15 protein-coding genes are annotated in these 14,996 nt (G+C 73.2%); 10 read left to right on the forward strand and 5 right to left on the reverse strand.

The annotated features are described in order from the left end of the window. The first annotated feature begins 223 nt into the window (after window positions 1-223). On the forward strand, window positions 224-1,006 hold the full coding sequence (locus tag M3185_RS09635; RefSeq protein ID WP_251333454.1) for a TIGR03089 family protein: 783 nt from the start codon (window positions 224-226) through the stop codon (window positions 1,004-1,006). A gap of 21 nt (window positions 1,007-1,027) precedes the next feature. On the opposite strand, the gene M3185_RS09640 is transcribed toward M3185_RS09635, so the two are convergent. Beyond that, the gene (locus M3185_RS09640; protein ID WP_251333455.1) at window positions 1,028-1,594 is read right to left on the reverse strand and encodes a GtrA family protein; all 567 of its coding nucleotides are present in this window, start codon (window positions 1,592-1,594) and stop codon (window positions 1,028-1,030) included. A gap of 236 nt (window positions 1,595-1,830) precedes the next feature. Between M3185_RS09640 and M3185_RS09645 the strand changes: the two genes are divergently transcribed. The 5 genes from M3185_RS09645 (at window position 1,831) to M3185_RS09665 (ending at window position 6,822) form a co-directional block, all read left to right on the forward strand. Further along, window positions 1,831-2,946: a 5-(carboxyamino)imidazole ribonucleotide synthase gene (locus M3185_RS09645; RefSeq protein WP_251333527.1), complete on the forward strand. Its 1,116-nt coding sequence runs from the start codon at window positions 1,831-1,833 to the stop codon at window positions 2,944-2,946. Between the two features lie 161 nt (window positions 2,947-3,107). Beyond that, complete coding sequence (purE, locus tag M3185_RS09650) at window positions 3,108-3,593, forward strand: 5-(carboxyamino)imidazole ribonucleotide mutase (protein WP_251333528.1); 486 nt, start codon at window positions 3,108-3,110, stop codon at window positions 3,591-3,593. A 48-nt stretch (window positions 3,594-3,641) separates the two neighbouring features. Beyond that, entirely contained in the window at window positions 3,642-5,222 is a 1,581-nt protein-coding gene (locus tag M3185_RS17380; RefSeq protein WP_251333456.1) for an LCP family protein, read from the forward strand. 55 nt (window positions 5,223-5,277) lie between these two features. Continuing rightward, window positions 5,278-6,297, forward strand: a complete 1,020-nt coding sequence (locus tag M3185_RS09660) for a lipid II:glycine glycyltransferase FemX (RefSeq protein ID WP_251333457.1) — start codon at window positions 5,278-5,280, stop codon at window positions 6,295-6,297. A 66-nt stretch (window positions 6,298-6,363) separates the two neighbouring features. Beyond that, window positions 6,364-6,822 (forward strand): hypothetical protein, encoded by a 459-nt coding sequence (locus M3185_RS09665; protein WP_251333458.1) that lies wholly within the window; start codon window positions 6,364-6,366, stop codon window positions 6,820-6,822. A gap of 832 nt (window positions 6,823-7,654) precedes the next feature. Here the strand turns inward: M3185_RS09665 and glpX are convergent. Continuing rightward, window positions 7,655-8,602 (reverse strand): class II fructose-bisphosphatase, encoded by a 948-nt coding sequence (gene glpX, locus M3185_RS09670; protein WP_251333529.1) that lies wholly within the window; start codon window positions 8,600-8,602, stop codon window positions 7,655-7,657. 249 nt (window positions 8,603-8,851) lie between these two features. Here glpX and M3185_RS09675 point away from each other — a divergent pair, with 249 nt between their 5' ends. The 3 genes from M3185_RS09675 to M3185_RS09685 all read left to right on the forward strand — a co-directional run bounded on the left by M3185_RS09675 (window position 8,852) and on the right by M3185_RS09685 (window position 11,736). Beyond that, window positions 8,852-9,541 (forward strand): DUF4245 domain-containing protein, encoded by a 690-nt coding sequence (locus M3185_RS09675; protein WP_251333459.1) that lies wholly within the window; start codon window positions 8,852-8,854, stop codon window positions 9,539-9,541. A 20-nt stretch (window positions 9,542-9,561) separates the two neighbouring features. Then, entirely contained in the window at window positions 9,562-10,221 is a 660-nt protein-coding gene (locus tag M3185_RS09680) for a carbonic anhydrase (protein ID WP_251333530.1), read from the forward strand. An 81-nt stretch (window positions 10,222-10,302) separates the two neighbouring features. Continuing rightward, window positions 10,303-11,736: a class II fumarate hydratase gene (locus tag M3185_RS09685; RefSeq protein ID WP_251333460.1), complete on the forward strand. Its 1,434-nt coding sequence runs from the start codon at window positions 10,303-10,305 to the stop codon at window positions 11,734-11,736. Window positions 11,737-11,767: 31 nt separating this feature from the next. Here M3185_RS09685 and M3185_RS09690 read toward each other — a convergent pair whose 3' ends face one another. After that, complete coding sequence (locus M3185_RS09690; RefSeq protein WP_251333461.1) at window positions 11,768-12,013, reverse strand: acyl carrier protein; 246 nt, start codon at window positions 12,011-12,013, stop codon at window positions 11,768-11,770. Window positions 12,014-12,165: 152 nt separating this feature from the next. Continuing rightward, window positions 12,166-12,636, reverse strand: a complete 471-nt coding sequence (locus tag M3185_RS09695; protein ID WP_251333462.1) for an NUDIX hydrolase — start codon at window positions 12,634-12,636, stop codon at window positions 12,166-12,168. A 253-nt stretch (window positions 12,637-12,889) separates the two neighbouring features. On the opposite strand from M3185_RS09695, the gene M3185_RS09700 reads away from it, so the two are divergent. Beyond that, complete coding sequence (locus M3185_RS09700) at window positions 12,890-14,341, forward strand: amino acid permease (protein WP_251333463.1); 1,452 nt, start codon at window positions 12,890-12,892, stop codon at window positions 14,339-14,341. An 86-nt stretch (window positions 14,342-14,427) separates the two neighbouring features. Here the strand turns inward: M3185_RS09700 and M3185_RS09705 are convergent, their stop codons facing one another. Next, the gene (locus tag M3185_RS09705) at window positions 14,428-14,955 is read right to left on the reverse strand and encodes a peptidase A24 (protein ID WP_374238491.1); all 528 of its coding nucleotides are present in this window, start codon (window positions 14,953-14,955) and stop codon (window positions 14,428-14,430) included. Window positions 14,956-14,996 lie beyond the last annotated feature (41 nt).

Raw genomic sequence — 14,996 nt, forward strand, 5'->3', positions numbered from 1 at the left:
GATCGCCTGCCGGACCCCATCATTACACGTGTGCGAATACTGTGCCGTCAAGGGATGACGCCTGGCCCTTCGTCCAGTCCTTGCATGTGCTAATGAGCCTGAAACGGGGCATTCATGCAGGTCAGAGACCATTCCGGCGCACCGGGCAGATCGCAGGACAGATGCACCCGAGGGCATATGCCACCGGCAGGCCCTCGCACCCGAGCACCCACCAGGAGCGAGCATGGATTTTCCCACGGCCACGACTGTCCCCCTTTTGATGGACGGCCTGCGCCACCACACCCGGCCGGCGCTCGTCTGGTACGGAGCCGACGGCGAGCGGGTGGAGCTCTCCGGGCGGGTCCTCGATAACTGGGCGGCGAAGACGGCGAACCTGTGGGTCGACGAGCTGGACCTGGCGGCGGGCGACGTCGTCGCGGTGGGCGACGACGTCCACTGGCGTGGTCTCGCCGCGGTGCTCGGGACGTGGACGATGGGCGCGGCCGTGTTGCCTGTGGATCCGGCGGGTTCCGGCGGCGCGGCCGGCGCCCGGGCGGTCGTGGCGCTCGTGGACGCCCGGGGCGGCCTGCCCCCGCTCGTGGCGCAGCCGCCGGCGCGGGCCCGGGCGGTCGTCGTGGACCGCCCCGCCCTGTCCCTGGGGTACCGCGGGGAGCTGCCGGGCGAGGACGCCGTGGACTACTGCGCGGAGATCCGCGCCCACGCCGACGTCTACGCGGGCTTCGAGGAGCCCGGCCCGCAGGACCCGGCGCTGCTCGCCGCGCACGACGCCGACCCCGTGTTGCACGGGCAGCTGCTGCCGCGCGCCCGGGAGCTCGCCGGCGCCCGTGAACCCGCCTGGGGCGCCGCGGCGGCGGTGCACGTGCCCGGGCGCCGGATGGACGAGGCGTTCCTGCTGCGCGTGCTGGGGGTGCTGGCCTCCGGCCGCGCGGTGGTCGTCACCGACCGTGACGCGGCGGACGAGGCCTGGGACGCCGTGCTGGCGGCCGAGAACGCGACCGGCTTCTGAGCAGGCCTCCCCCGGCGGGGCTCAGCGCCCGGCCGGGGGACGCGTGTCCTGGTGGTCGTCGCGGCGGCCGGTCCCGGCCACCGGCACGTGCCCGGTGATCCGCGCGATCTCGAGGGCGGCGGTGTCCGCGAAGTTCGGGTCCTCGTCGAGCTCCTCGGTGAACACCCAGAACCGGTACGCGAAGTAGCGGAACACGGTGCCGAGGATCGTGCCGATGATCGTCCCGGAGACGAAGGAGGCGTAGGCGCTGGTGAGGCCCAGCACGTAGTAGCTGAAGCCCAGGCAGCCGAGCTCGATGGCCATGCCGATCCCGTTGGCCACCAGAAACTGGACCAGCTCCCGGCGCTTGTCGGACTGGCGCTTGTGCCGGAACGTCCACATCCGGTTGGCCACCCAGGCGAAGAGGATCGCCACGGCCGTCGCGACGACCTTCGCCTTGAGGTGCCCGTCCTGGAACCACGTGTGCATGAGCACCCACGTGAGGGACGCGTTGATGACGAACGCGAGCGCCCCGACGACGCCGAACTTCATGAGTTCCTTGACGAACAGGTGCCACAGGGCATCGAAACGGTCGACGAGACGGTTCACGCGGCTTCGGTCTCCAGGCTGGTGAGCGGGCGGGCGCCGGCCGGCGCCGTGACCGGACGGCGCAGGATGGCACCCGCCCGGACTTCGGGTCATCGTACCCCGGCTCCCCGGGCGCGCCCGGAGTGTGATCCGGGCGGGCGCCCGGGACCGCTGACGAGCCGGGATACCCTGGACGGGTGAGAACTTCTGTGACCGGACCTGTTGTCGGCGTCGTCGGAGGCGGGCAGCTCGCCCGCATGATGGCGCCCGCCGCCACCGCCCTGGGCTTCGAGCTGCGCGTGCTCGCCGAGGGCCCCGACGTCTCGGCGGTGGCCGCCGTGCCCACCGCCCCTGTGGGCGACTACACCGACCTCGAGGTGCTGCGCCGCTTCGCCGCCGACGTCGACGTCCTGACGTTCGACCACGAGCACGTGCCCACCGACCACCTGCACGCCCTGCTCGCCGAGGGCGTCGACGTCCAGCCCGGCCCCGCCGCGCTCGTCCACGCCCAGGACAAGCTGCGGATGCGCGCGGCCGTGGACCGGATGGGCCTGCCCAACCCGCACTGGGCGCCCGTGGCCGACGTCGAGGAGCTCGTCGCGTTCGGCGAGCGCACCGGCTGGCCCGTGGTGCTCAAGACCCCGCGCGGCGGCTACGACGGCAAGGGCGTCATGGTCCTGGACACGGCCGCGGCCGCCCGCGGCGCCGAGCCGGCCCGGTGGTTCGAGCGCACGGACGGGCCGCTGCTCGCGGAGGAGAAGGTCCCCTTCACCCGCGAGCTCTCCGCCCTGGTGGCCCGCACCCCCTCGGGCGAGGTCCGGGCGTGGCCCGTGGTCGAGTCCATCCAGGTGGACGGCGTGTGCGACGAGGTGCTGGCCCCGGCCCCCGCCCTGCCGCCCGAGGTCGCCGCGGCCGCCGCGGACACCGCGCGCACGCTCGCCACCGAGCTCGGCGTCACGGGCGTGATGGCCGCCGAGCTCTTCGAGACCCCCGGCCGGGGGCCCGGCTTCCTCGTCAACGAGCTGGCCATGCGCCCCCACAACTCGGGGCACTGGACCATGGACGGGTCGGTGACGAGCCAGTTCGAGCAGCACCTGCGCGCCGTCCTGGACCTCCCCCTCGGGGACACCGCCCTGATCGGCGGGGCCGCCGTGATGAAGAACTACCTCGGCGGCGCCAACCAGGACCTCTTCGGCGCCTACCGCGCCGCGATGAGCGCCGAGCCCCGGGCCAAGATCCACAACTACGGCAAGGCCGTGCGCCCCGGGCGCAAGATCGGCCACGTCAACGTCACGGGCAGGGCCGACGAGCTGCCCGAGCTGCGCCGCCGCGCGTCCCGCGCCGCGGCCGTCCTGCGCGACGGACAGGCCTGACCCGCGTGCCTCCCACGCCCCGTCCAGCCGGGCCCGATAGCGTAGCCCCGGACCGGGGCCGCGCCGCCGGCGCCACCAGCCCAGCAGTCGAGCGGTCCAGCGGACCGGCAGCCCAGGAGGAAGCAGTGAACGAGGTGCAGCGCCCCGTCGTCGGCGTCGTGATGGGGTCGGACTCCGACTGGCCCGTGATGGAGGCCGCCGCCACCGCGCTCGCGGAGTTCGGGATCCCGTACGAGGCCGACGTCGTCTCCGCCCACCGCATGCCCGTGGAGATGATCGAGTACGGCCAGCGGGCGCACGAGCGCGGGCTGCGCGTGATCATCGCCGGGGCCGGGGGCGCCGCCCACCTGCCCGGCATGCTCGCCGCCGTGACCCCGCTGCCCGTGATCGGGGTGCCGGTCCCTTTGAAGACCCTCGACGGCATGGACTCCCTGCTCTCGATCGTCCAAATGCCCGCCGGCGTGCCCGTGGCCACCGTCTCGATCGGCGGCGCCCGCAACGCCGGGCTGCTCGCCGCCCGGATCCTCGCCTCCGGCGACAACGAGCGCGCCGCCGCCCTGCGCGAGCGGCTGCTGGGCTTCGCCGCCGAGCTGAAGCAGACCGCCCACGACAAGGGCGCGGCCCTGCGCACCCGCCTCGACGGCTGACCCGGCCGTCCCCGCTCGTCCCCCTCCCCTTCCCCGCCGGAGCTGCCCGTGAACGGCCACACCCCCCGCGCCGAACCCGACCTCCCCGAGATCGCCGCCGGCGACGTCACCGCGGTCCGCGCCCCCGACGACGTCGAGCGCACCGTCTCGGCGCGGCTGACCGACCCGCTGCGCCACCCGGAGCACGCCGGGGAGCGGACCCGCACCCGGCGCGCGTGGACGCTGCTGGGCTCGACCCTGCTCGTGCCCGGCAGCGCCCAGCTCGCGGCTGGCCGCCGCCCGGTGGGTCGGGCCGCGCTGAAGGTCGACGTGGTGGTGTGGGCGGCCGTGGTCCTGGCCCTGCTCTCCGCACTCCTGTGGCGCACCCCGCTCGTGTGGTTCGTCACGAACTCTGTCACGTCCCTGCTCCTCGTCGCCGGGCTGGCCGCCCTGGCTCTGGGGTGGGCGTACCTGTTCGTGGACACGCTGCGCCTGGCCCGGCCGGGCCTGCTCGCCCCGAGGGCGCGCCGGGCCGTCGCCGCGGCCACCGTGGCCCTCGTGCTCGTCACCTCGGGCGGGCTCGGGTACTCCGCGTACCTGCTGTCGGTGGCGCGCGGGGCGGTCTCCGACATCTTCGGCGGCGGGCTGCCCTTCGGCCCCTCGGAGGGCCGCTACAACATCCTGCTCATGGGCGGGGACTCCGGGGCGGACCGCTCCGGGCGCCGCCCCGACTCGATGACGGTGATCAGCGTGGACGCCGACTCCGGGCGCACCGTCAGCGTCTCCCTGCCCCGCAACCTGCAGAACGCGCCCTTCCCCGAGGACTCGCCCCTGGCGGAGGTCTACCCCGAGGGCTTCAACTGCGGCGACGAGTGCATCCTCAACGCCCTCTACACCGACGTCACGAACAACTACGCCGAGCTCTACCCGGACGCCCAGGACCCCGGGGCCGAGGCCATGAAGGACGCCGCGGAGGGCGCGCTGGGCATCGAGATCCAGGCCTACGCCCTCATCGACATGACCGGGTTCGAGGAGCTCGTGGACGCCCTCGGCGGGATCACCATCGACGTCGGCGGGCGCGTCCCCATCGGCGGCGGCACCGATCTCACCACGGGCCTGCCCAACGAGATCTTCGGGTACATCGAGCCGGGCGTCCAGCACATGGACGGCTACCACGCGCTCTGGTACGCCCGCTCCCGCGAGGGGGCCACCGACTACGACCGGCAGGCCCGCCAGCGCTGCGTGCAGGCCGCGATGCTCAAGCAGCTGAACCCCGTCAACGTCGTCTCCCGCTTCCAGGAGCTCGCGCAGTCGGGGACGCAGGTCGTCGAGACCGACATCCCGCAGAGCCAGATCGGCTCCTTCGTGAACCTGGCGCTCAAGGCCAAGGAGCACGAGATGGGGCAGTTCGCCGCCGGACCGCCCTACTACGACCCGTCGTTCCCGACCTACCCGGACTACGACCGGCTGCACGCGGACGTGGAGCGCGTCCTGCGGGAGGCCACCGACGAGGGCGCCCCCTCCGCCGCGGGGCTGCCCGGCGGCGGCGCGGGACCGGCGGGCCTGGCCATGGCCGTGGCCGTGCCCGCGGCCCTGCCCCTCGTGCCGGCGGAGGAGCTCTCGGCCAACGGCACCTGCTCCGTGCCCTGACGGGCCGGGCCCGGGGCGCGCCGCCCCCCTCCTGACCGGCCGGTACAGTGGGGGCGTGGCGAACATACTCCAGTCGAAAGCATGGGCATCCTTCCAGCGGAACCTCGGGCGGACGGTGGTCGAGGCCGCCGGGGACGGGTGGCGCTACCTCGCCGTCGTCGAGGGAGGGCGGACCGGGCGCTACCTGTACTGCCCCTACGGCCCCGAGGCGCAGTCCCCGCAGGCCTTCGACGCCGCGCTGGCCGACCTCGCGCGCGCGGCGCGGGAGCACCGGTGCTGGTTCGTGCGCGTGGAGCCCGCCGGCGCCGCGGTCACGGACGGGCTCGAGACCCCCGAGGCCTCGCTGCGCCGCCGCGGCCTGCGCCCCGCCCCCCGGCAGGTGCAGCCCGGGCACACCCAGGTGATCGACCTGACCCGGGACGAGGACGCCATCCTCAAGGACATGAAGTCCACCAACCGCAACCTGCACCGCAACATCGCCAAGAAGGGCGTGACCTTCACCTCCTCGGCGGAGCCCGGGGACGTCGACGTCCTGCTGCGGTTCCTCGACGCGACCGCCGAGCGCAAGGACTTCAACCGCCAGCAGGACGACTACCTGCGGGAGGCCGCCCGCACGCTGATGCCCCTGGGCGCGGCGCGGCTGTACGTGGCGCGCCTCGAGGGCGAGCCCATCGGCGCCGCCCTCGCCTACGACTCCGACGACACCCGCACCTACGCCCACGCGGCCATGGACTTCGAGCACCGCAGGCTCTCCGCCGGCATCCCGCTCGTGGTGCGGATGGTCCTCGACGCCAAGGCGGCCGGGCTCTCCCGCTTCGACCTCTTCGGCACCGCCCCCGAGGGCGCGGGCCCGGAGCACGAGTGGTACGGCTTCACGAAGTTCAAGAAGTCCTTCGGCGGGCGCCCGGAGTCCTATCCCGGCACGTGGGACCTGCCGGTGAGCCGCACCGGGTACACGGCCTACACGGGCGTGCGGTCGGCGCGCGAGAGGGTCGGGGCGGCCCGCCGGGCCCTGCCGGGGCTGGCCGCGCGAATCCGCCCGGGAGCCGACGGGACCGGCCGCGACGACGCCTGAGCGGGCCGGGCTCAGCGCCCCGCCGCGTTGCGCAGGGCGGACAGCCCCTCCCCCACCAGCCGGCGGGTGAGGACCGAGACGCGGCGGGGCGGCGTCGACGGGCCCCGCGGGCCCGGCCGGCGCCGGGTCCTCCAGGCCCAGCTCCGCGGCGACGGCCGTGCCGGTGCGCTCAACGGCGGCGTCGGTGGCGTCCGCGCCGTCGGCGGTGCCGGTGAGCTCGCCCGCCCGGCCGCTGCCCAGCTGCTTCTCCCAGGTGCCCAGCACCGGGCACTGCGCCTCGGCGAGCTCGCGGACCACGAGCGGGACGTCCGGCTCGGCCGGGTCCCCGCCGTCGAGGGTGCGGACCCCCCGCTTCTGCAGCTCCACGACGCCGGTCAGCAGCAGCGCGTCGTCGAGCGCCAGGTCCCGCCCGCGCCGGGTGAAGCCCAGCCGGTAGATCATGGCCAGCCCACCGGTGTGCACGAACCACAGGTAGCCCAGCGCGGTCTCGGAGTCGTCGTCGCCGACCTCCGTGGCCACGAGTAGCAGCGAGTCCTCGCCCAGGTCCTCCAGCAGCCGGTCGATCAACCAGGTGCGCAGCCCGACGTGCGCGAGCACCCCGCTCTGGGCGGTGACCTCCCGGACGGTCACGCCGGGGGTGCGCAACGCCGCCCGGCAGCGCTGCAGGGTCCGCTCGGAGAGCCGGCACGAGAGGTCGCGCTCGGACTCGCCCAGCCGCACCTGCAGCCGGCGCGCGCCCGACGCCGCCGCGTCGGCCGCGCCGCGGCGTTCGAAGCCGGCGGCGGTGAGGGCGTCCTCGGCCCCGGGCGTGTCCACGGTGTCCGCGTCGAAGCGGAACAGGGCGGCGGAGTGCTCCTCGCGGACCCAGTCGGCGAGCGCGCCGGCGACCACGGGCACGTCCTCGGGGCGGTGGACGTGGCACTGCACGGTCCCGGCGATGACCCGCTCGGCCTGGGAGCGCAGGTAGAGCTGCGCGTAGCCCACGGTGCGCTGCCCGGCGTCGTGGACCATGACGCGGTCGACCCGCAGTTGCGGGCCCTCGGCGGAGACCTGGGCCTCGCCGATGCCCCACAGCTGCTGCGGGTGCCCGCCCGTCACCCGGACGGTGGCGTCCCAGGTCTTGCGGTGGGGGCTGGGGCTGACCGTCGTCCTCACGATGGGATCCTCCTCGTCACCCGGGCGCTCCGCCCCGGCTGGGGGACCGCGGTCGGCGCCCGCAGTACGGGCACCAGTGTAGAGGCCCGCGGGAGCGGATCGGCGCGGACACGGCCGCACCCGGGGGGTACGGGAACGGGCGATCCCCCGCACCGGGACGGTGCGGGGGATCGCGGGGGGCTCACGGCCCGGGGCGCGGGCCTCAGCGGCGCGCGTACTTCTCCCACTTGGAGGCCAGGTGCTCGGCCTCGACCATGCGCACGGTCCCGGAGCGGGAGCGCATGACGATGGACTGGGTGGTGATCTTCGGCCCGCGGTAGCGCACGCCGCGCAGCAGGTCGCCGTCGGTGATACCCGTGGCGGAGAAGAAGCAGTTGTCCGAGGTGACGAGGTCGTCGGTGGTCAGCACGGCGTCCAGGTCCAGCCCGGCGTCGATGGCCTTCTGCCGCTCGTCGTCGTCCGTGGGGGCCAGGCGGCCCTGGATGATCCCGCCGGTGGCCTTGACCGCGCACGCGGTGACGATGCCCTCGGGGGTGCCGCCGATGCCCATCATGACGTCCACGCCGGTGCCCTCGCGGCACGCCGCGATCGCGCCGGCGACGTCGCCGTCGAGGATCATCCGGGTGCGGGCCCCGGTGGAGCGGATCTCGTCGACGAGCTGCTGGTGGCGCGGGCGGTCCAGCACGCACACGGTGATCTGGTTGATGCTGGTGCCCTTGGCCTTGGCCACCAGGTGCAGGTTCTGCTTCACCGGCAGGCGCAGGTCCACGAAGTCGGCGGCCTCGGGGCCCACCACGAGCTTGTCCATGTAGAACACGGCGGAGGGGTCGAACATCGACCCGCCGTCGGCCACCGCGATGACGGCCAGCGCGTTGTTCATGCCCAGCGCCGTGAGCCGGGTGCCGTCGATCGGGTCCACCGCGACGTCGGAGGCGGGCCCGGAGCCGTCGCCGACCTGCTCGCCGTTGAACAGCATCGGGGCCTCGTCCTTCTCCCCCTCCCCGATGACGACGGTGCCGTTGAAGTGGACGGTGGAGAGCAGCGAGCGCATCGCGTCCACCGCGGCGCCGTCGGCGGCGTTCTTGTCGCCGGCGCCCACCCACTGGCCGCCGGCGATGGCCGCCGCCTCGGTCGTGCGCACCAGCTCCATGGCCAGGTTGCGGTCCGCCACGTTGTTGATGCGCGCCTGGGTCGTTCCGGTGGATTGTTCGGCCACGATGTTCCTCACCTTCGAGTTGCGGTCTGCGGGTCCCCGGGCCGGGCTCGGCCCGGACGCGGTCCCGTCCGGCTCAGCATATCGCCCGCTCCCCGGCGGACCCGGAGGCCACGTCGCCGGGGGGGGCGTACGCGCGGCGGGGCTCCGTCGGCAGGCGTCCGGAGGAGAGGGCACAATGGTGCGGTGAGCTCCTCGACCCCCGACCGTCCCGCCGACAGCCCCGCGGCCGCCCCCGGCCCCGAGGAGGCGCAGCCCCTCCCGCGGATCACCGAGAAGCAGGCGCGCCGGATCAACGCCCCGGTGCAGGGCATGATCATCTCGATGGCCGTGCTCCTGCTGCTGGTACTGCCGTTCGTGTGGCTCCAGCCCCGGCCGGACGCCGAGCCGTACCGGGCGGACGTCGACGTCGCCCAGGAGGCGGGCTACGTCGAGGACCAGTCGCCCTTCCCGCCGGCCGTGCCGGAACCGGGCGAGGACTGGACGGCCAACTACGCCCGCTGGAACAACGGTGCCGCCGAGGGCGTGCCCTACTGGGAGATCGGGTACGTGACGCCGCGGGGCAGCTTCGTCGGCCTCGTCCAGACCTCCCTGGCGAACCCGACCTGGCTGGCCCAGCAGGTCGAGACCATCCCGGCCACGGCCTCCGTCGAGGCCGGCGGCGTGCCGTGGGACGTCCACGTCCGCGCGGCCACGGACGAGCAGAAGCCGCTGACCGTCTACACCGGCGAGGTCGACGGCTCCACCGTGGTCCTCAAGGGCGACGCCTCCGGGGCCGAGCTGGACCACCTCGCCGCCGCCGTCGTCGAGGACCTCACCGGCGCACCCGACCCCACGACCGCCACCGCCACGACGACCACGGAGGAGCGACCATGACCGACGAGAACGGAGCAGCCATGACCGAGCACACCCCCCAGACCCGCACGCAGGACACCGTCCCGGCCACCCCCGCCGCCGCCTGGCAGCGGCTGCGGGAGGGCAACGCCCGCTTCGTGGCGGGCGAGTCCCTGCACCCCAACCAGGACGCGTCCCGCCGGCAGTCCGTGGCGGGAGGGCAGAACCCGTTCGCCGTCATCTTCGGCTGCTCCGACTCCCGCCTGGCCGCGGAGATCATCTTCGACCTCGGCCTCGGCGACGCCTTCGTGGTGCGCACCGCGGGACAGGTCATCGACGACGCCGTGCTGGGCTCGATCGAGTACGCCGTAGCCAACCTGGGGACGCCGCTGGTCATGGTGCTGGGCCACGACTCCTGCGGCGCGGTCAGCGCCGCGCACGCGGCCGCGGGGTCCGGGGACATGCCCCGCGGGTTCCAGCGGGACCTGATCGAGCGGATCATGCCGTCCGTGCTCGACACCCGGCGCGAGGGCCACCACGACGTCAACTCGGCGGTCGTGGCGCACACCAAGCAGACCGCCTCCCGGCTGCTGGAGCAGTCCCGCATCATCAACGAGGCCGTCTCGCGGGGCGAGGTCGCCGTCGTCGGCGTCTTCTACCACCTCCAGGACGGCGAGGCGGAGCTCGTCCACGGCCACGGGACCTGGCTGCCCGAGCGCTGAGCGCGCCATGGGCCCGTGACGTCGGCCCGGGCCCGGGCCGACGTGCCGGGCGTCACCTCCGGCTGACCTACACTGAGGCCCATGGCAAACACCACGGCTGCAACGACCGCAGACAACACCGAGTACCGCATCGAGCACGACACCATGGGCGAGGTCCGCGTCCCCGCGCAGGCCCTGTACCGTGCCCAGACCCAGCGCGCCGTCGAGAACTTCCCGATCTCCGGCAAGGCCCTGGAGCCCCAGCACATCGCGGCGCTGGCCCGGATCAAGAAGGCCGCGGCCCGGGCGAACGCGGAGCTGGGGGTGCTCGACGACGAGCGCGCCCGGGCCATCGCCGACGCCGCCGACCTGGTCGCCATGGGCGACTACGACGAGCACTTCCCCATCGACGTGTTCCAGACCGGCTCCGGGACCTCCTCCAACATGAACACCAACGAGGTGCTCGCCACCCTCGCCAACCAGGCGCTCGAGGGCACCGGCGTGGAGGTCCACCCCAACGACCACGTCAACGCCTCGCAGTCCTCCAACGACGTCTTCCCGACCTCCGTGCACGTGGCGGTCACCGGCGCGCTGATCAACGACCTGATCCCCGCCATGACCCAGCTGGCGGAGTCCCTGGAGCGCAAGGCCGCGGAGTTCAAGGACGTCGTGAAGTCCGGGCGCACGCACCTCATGGACGCCACCCCGGTCACCCTCGGCCAGGAGTTCGGCGGCTACGCGGCGCAGGTGCGCTACGGCATCGAGCGCGTGCAGGCCTCCCTGCCCCGCGTGGCCGAGGTCCCCCTGGGCGGCACGGCCGTGGGCACCGGCATCAACACCCCCGCTGGCTTCTCCGCCCGGGTGATCGAGCTGCTCGCCGAGGAGACCGGCCTGCCGCTGACCGAGGCCCGCAACCACTTCGAGGCCCAGGCCAACCGCGACGGACTGGTGGAGGCCTCCGGGCAGCTGCGCACCATCGCCTTCAGCTACATGAAGATCAACAACGACCTGCGCTGGATGGGCTCCGGCCCGAACACCGGCCTGGGCGAGATCTTCATCCCCGACCTGCAGCCGGGCTCCTCGATCATGCCGGGCAAGGTGAACCCCGTGATCGCCGAGTCGACGATCCAGGTCTGCGCCCAGGTCGTGGGCAACGACGCCACCGTCGCCCTGTCCACCACCAACGGCGCCTTCGAGCTCAACGTGGGCATCCCGGTGATGGCCTCCAACTTGCTGGAGTCGATCCGCCTGCTCGCCAACTCCTCCCGCGTGATGGCGGAGAAGATGATCGACGGCATCGAGGCCAACGTGGAGCGCTGCCGCTTCCTCGCCGAGGCGTCCCCGTCCATCGTGACCCCGCTGAACAAGGCCATCGGCTACGAGGCCGCCGCGAAGATCGCCAAGCACGCGGTGGCGAACAAGATGACGGTGCGCGAGGCGACGATAGCCCTGGGCTACGTCGAGAACGGCTCGCTCACCGAGGAGCAGCTGGACAGCGCCCTGGACGTCACCACCATGACGGGCCCCAACGCCTGACCCGCTCCCCGCACCGAGGGGCGTGCCCCCGTCAGGACGTCACGGCCGGGCCGGAGTCCTCGGACTTGGACATCCGCTTGATGAACTCGTGGCACCGGGCGGCGCGCTCGGAGTCCTGCGACATCACCTGCTCGAAGAACTCCGCGATGTCGTCCAGACCCGCGTTGCGGGCGTCGCGCACGTACTGGCCGTAGTCGTGCCCCGCCTTGAGCGAGTGGTACTGCACCGAGATCAGGTCGTAGGTCACGTCGTCGAAGCCGGTCTCGCCAGTGGCCATGTCGGTCCTCCTTGCTCGTTCGTGCTCGTTGTCGATGGACGCTCCCGAGTCTAGGAGGGTGTGCGCCCGCTCACAAGTAAGCACGCTGTGTTTCCGGGACGGCGGCCCTCCGCGGGCCGCCGCCGGAGCCCGCCGTCGGACACTCCCAGGGATCAGACGACGAAGCGGGCCCGGCCGTCGTGGGCGAGCGCCGCGTCCAGCCGCGCCCGCTGGAGCGGCGGCAGGGGCGGCGTCGCGTCCGGGGCGAACCAGCCGACCTCGAGCGACTCGTCGTCGTTGACCCGGGCCTGCCCGGAGACGTACCGGCAGCGGAAGGTGTGGTCGAGGAACTGGCACCGGTCACCGTTGGGGTACTGCACGGGCTCCCCCGCCCGGACCGCCACGAGGTCCTCCACGACGGCGACGACGCCGGTCTCCTCCAGGCACTCGCGCACGGCCGTGACCGCCGGCTCCTCACCGGGCTCCACGATCCCGCTGACGAGCCCCCAGCGGCCGTTGTCGCTGCGCCGGGCCAGCAGCACCCGCCCGTCCTCGCGCAGCACCACGGCCGTGACCGCGGGCAGCCACAGCAGGTCGTGGCCGATCTTCTGCCGCAGGGCCAGGACGAATTCGGGGGTGGGCACAGGCGTCCTCCAGGGCGGTGAGCGGTTCGGGGGCGGCCGTGCTCCGGCACTGCGAGCGGGGGCGCCGCCGTCGTCCGGGACACAGTACGCTCGGAGCACCGTCCCGGCCCGCGCCGGCGAGGCCATCCGGCGCCCCATTCATCACGGGTGCCGATGATCAAGGGTCGGAAAACATCACTTTATCCAACCTGAGACGTGGAGCATAGTAGGGCTACAGTCGGGGCTTTCCATCCAAACCCACGGAGAACCACTCATGAGCGCACAGAATCCCAAGTCCGTCCTGCGGCGGATGCCCGTCGACCTCGTCGAGGAGGAGAGCAAGCACGGAGTGCTGAACAAGAGCCTGGGGCTGTGGCAGCTCACGGCCATTGGCGTCGGCGGCATCATCGGCGTCGGCATCTTCTCCCTGGCCGGGCTCGTGGCCCACGGCGATCCGGACAACCCCGGCGTCGGCCCCGCGGTCCTGATCTCCTTCCTGATCGCCGGCCTGGCCTCCGCCGCCGCCGCGCTGTCCTACGCCGAGTTCGCGGGCATGATCCCCCGCGCCGGGTCGGCCTACACCTACGGGTTCGTGGCGTTGGGCGAGATCATCGGCTGGTTCATCGGCTGGGACCTGCTGCTGGAGTACATCGCCATCGTCGCCGTCGTGGCCATCGGCATCTCCGGCTACGTCGAGGCGTTCCTGTCGGGCTTCGGCCTCGAGCTGCCCGTGTGGATGACCTCCACCCCCGACGAGGGCCAGGGCGGGATCATCAACCTCCCCGCCATCCTGATCTGCCTGCTCGTGACGTTCATCCTCAGCCGCGGCACCAAGACCTTCGGCCGCTTCGAGCTGATCGCGGTGGGCATCAAGATCCTGCTGATCCTGTTCATCATCGGGCTGGGCGTGTTCTACATCAACACGGGCAACTACAACCCGTTCATGCCCACCGGGTTCGGCCCCGTGGTCACCGGGGCGGCGACCGTGTTCTTCGCGGTCTTCGGCTACGACGCCATGAGCACCGCCGCCGAGGAGGCCGAGGACGGCAAGAAGCACATGCCCAAGGCGATCATCCTCTCGCTGATCATCGCGATGATCCTCTACGTCGCCGCCACCCTGGTGCTGACCGGGATGCAGAACTACCGGGAGATCGACCCCGAGGCCGGCTTCGCCTCGGCGTTCTCCAGCGTGGGCCTGCCGGTGATCGCGACCATCATCTCGGTGTTCGCGGTGCTGTCGATCCTCACCGTGATGCTGACCTTCCTGCTGGGGGTGACCCGCGTGTGGTTCTCCATGAGCCGCGACGGCCTGCTGCCCGGCTGGTTCGCCCACACCGACCGCAACGGCACTCCGCAGCGCGTCACCTGGATTGCGGGGGTGGGTTCGGCGCTGCTGGCCGGGGTCTTCCCCATCCGGGCCGTGGCCGATTTGACCAACATCGGCATCCTCTCGGCGTTCGTCGTCGTGTGCGTCTCGGTGATCCTCTTCCGCTACACCCGTCCCGACACCCCGCGCACGTTCCGGCTGCCGCTGATGCCCTTTGTGCCCGCCTTCGGCGTGCTGGCCTCGCTGTTCCTGATGTTTCAGCTGCACTGGGAGACCTGGGTCCGCTTCGGGGTGTGGCTGCTGATCGGGCTGGCCATCTACTTCTTCTACGGGCGCCGGCACTCGGTGCTCAACCCCGACAGCCCCAACTACCAGCACGACCTCGCCTCGCGCGGCTGATCCGCCCCAGCCCGCCCGACCCGGGCTACGGCCCGGCGCACCCCGTGCGCCGGGCCGCGGCCGTCCCCGCGACGCCGCCGCCGCGCTCACCGCACCAGCAGCAGCACCCCGAACGCTCCCGCGAGCATGGCCGGGCCGAAGGCCACCCGGGAGTCCGGGCCCGCCCGCCGCAGGGCCAGCAGCACGGCCGCCGCCAGCCCGCCCACGACGAAACCGGCCAGGGCGCCGAGCACGGCGTGCCCCACGGAGACGAAGCCCAGGCACAGGCCCAGCAGCCCGGAGAGCCGCACGTCGCCCATCCCCAGCCCGGCGGGGTGCAGCACCCGCAGCAGGACGTAGGTCCCGCCCACGAGCACCAGTCCCCACAGCATCCACAGCACCCGCACCGGCTGCCCGCCCAGCAGGGCGCCCGCCCCCAGCAGCGCCCCGCACACGGGGTAGAGCGGGCGGACCACCCGGCCCGGGAGCAGGTGCTCCCGCACGTCCACCGCCCACAGCCACGCGCCCGCGACCGCCAGCACCACGAAGCCCGCCGCCGCGAGAACCCCGGCGGCCCACCCGGCGGCGTCCCCGCGGGCGAACTGCTCGCTCAGGAAGGCCGTCACACCCGGCATCGTAGCGGCCGCGGCCGCCGCGGCGCCCTTCCGCGCCCGGT

It is taken from the genome of Kocuria rosea (genome assembly GCF_023715525.1).
GTDB classification, from domain to species: Bacteria; Actinomycetota; Actinomycetes; order Actinomycetales; family Micrococcaceae; genus Kocuria; species Kocuria rosea_A.

What these genes read in the sequence shown, in the direction of transcription:
- M3185_RS09635 (WP_251333454.1), top strand. Translation starts at nt 224, where the DNA reads ATGGATTTTCCCACGGCCACGACTGTCCCCCTTTTGATGGACGGCCTG.
- M3185_RS09645 (WP_251333527.1), top strand. Translation starts at nt 1,831, where the DNA reads ATGATGGCGCCCGCCGCCACCGCCCTGGGCTTCGAGCTGCGCGTGCTC.
- purE (WP_251333528.1), top strand. Translation starts at nt 3,108, where the DNA reads ATGGGGTCGGACTCCGACTGGCCCGTGATGGAGGCCGCCGCCACCGCG.
- glpX (WP_251333529.1), bottom strand. Translation starts at nt 8,602, where the DNA reads ATGGAGCTGGTGCGCACGACCGAGGCGGCGGCCATCGCCGGCGGCCAG.
- M3185_RS09680 (WP_251333530.1), top strand. Translation starts at nt 9,562, where the DNA reads ATGACCGAGCACACCCCCCAGACCCGCACGCAGGACACCGTCCCGGCC.
- M3185_RS09685 (WP_251333460.1), top strand. Translation starts at nt 10,303, where the DNA reads ATGGCAAACACCACGGCTGCAACGACCGCAGACAACACCGAGTACCGC.
- M3185_RS09690 (WP_251333461.1), bottom strand. Translation starts at nt 12,013, where the DNA reads ATGGCCACTGGCGAGACCGGCTTCGACGACGTGACCTACGACCTGATC.
- M3185_RS09700 (WP_251333463.1), top strand. Translation starts at nt 12,890, where the DNA reads ATGAGCGCACAGAATCCCAAGTCCGTCCTGCGGCGGATGCCCGTCGAC.
- M3185_RS09705 (WP_374238491.1), bottom strand. Translation starts at nt 14,955, where the DNA reads ATGCCGGGTGTGACGGCCTTCCTGAGCGAGCAGTTCGCCCGCGGGGAC.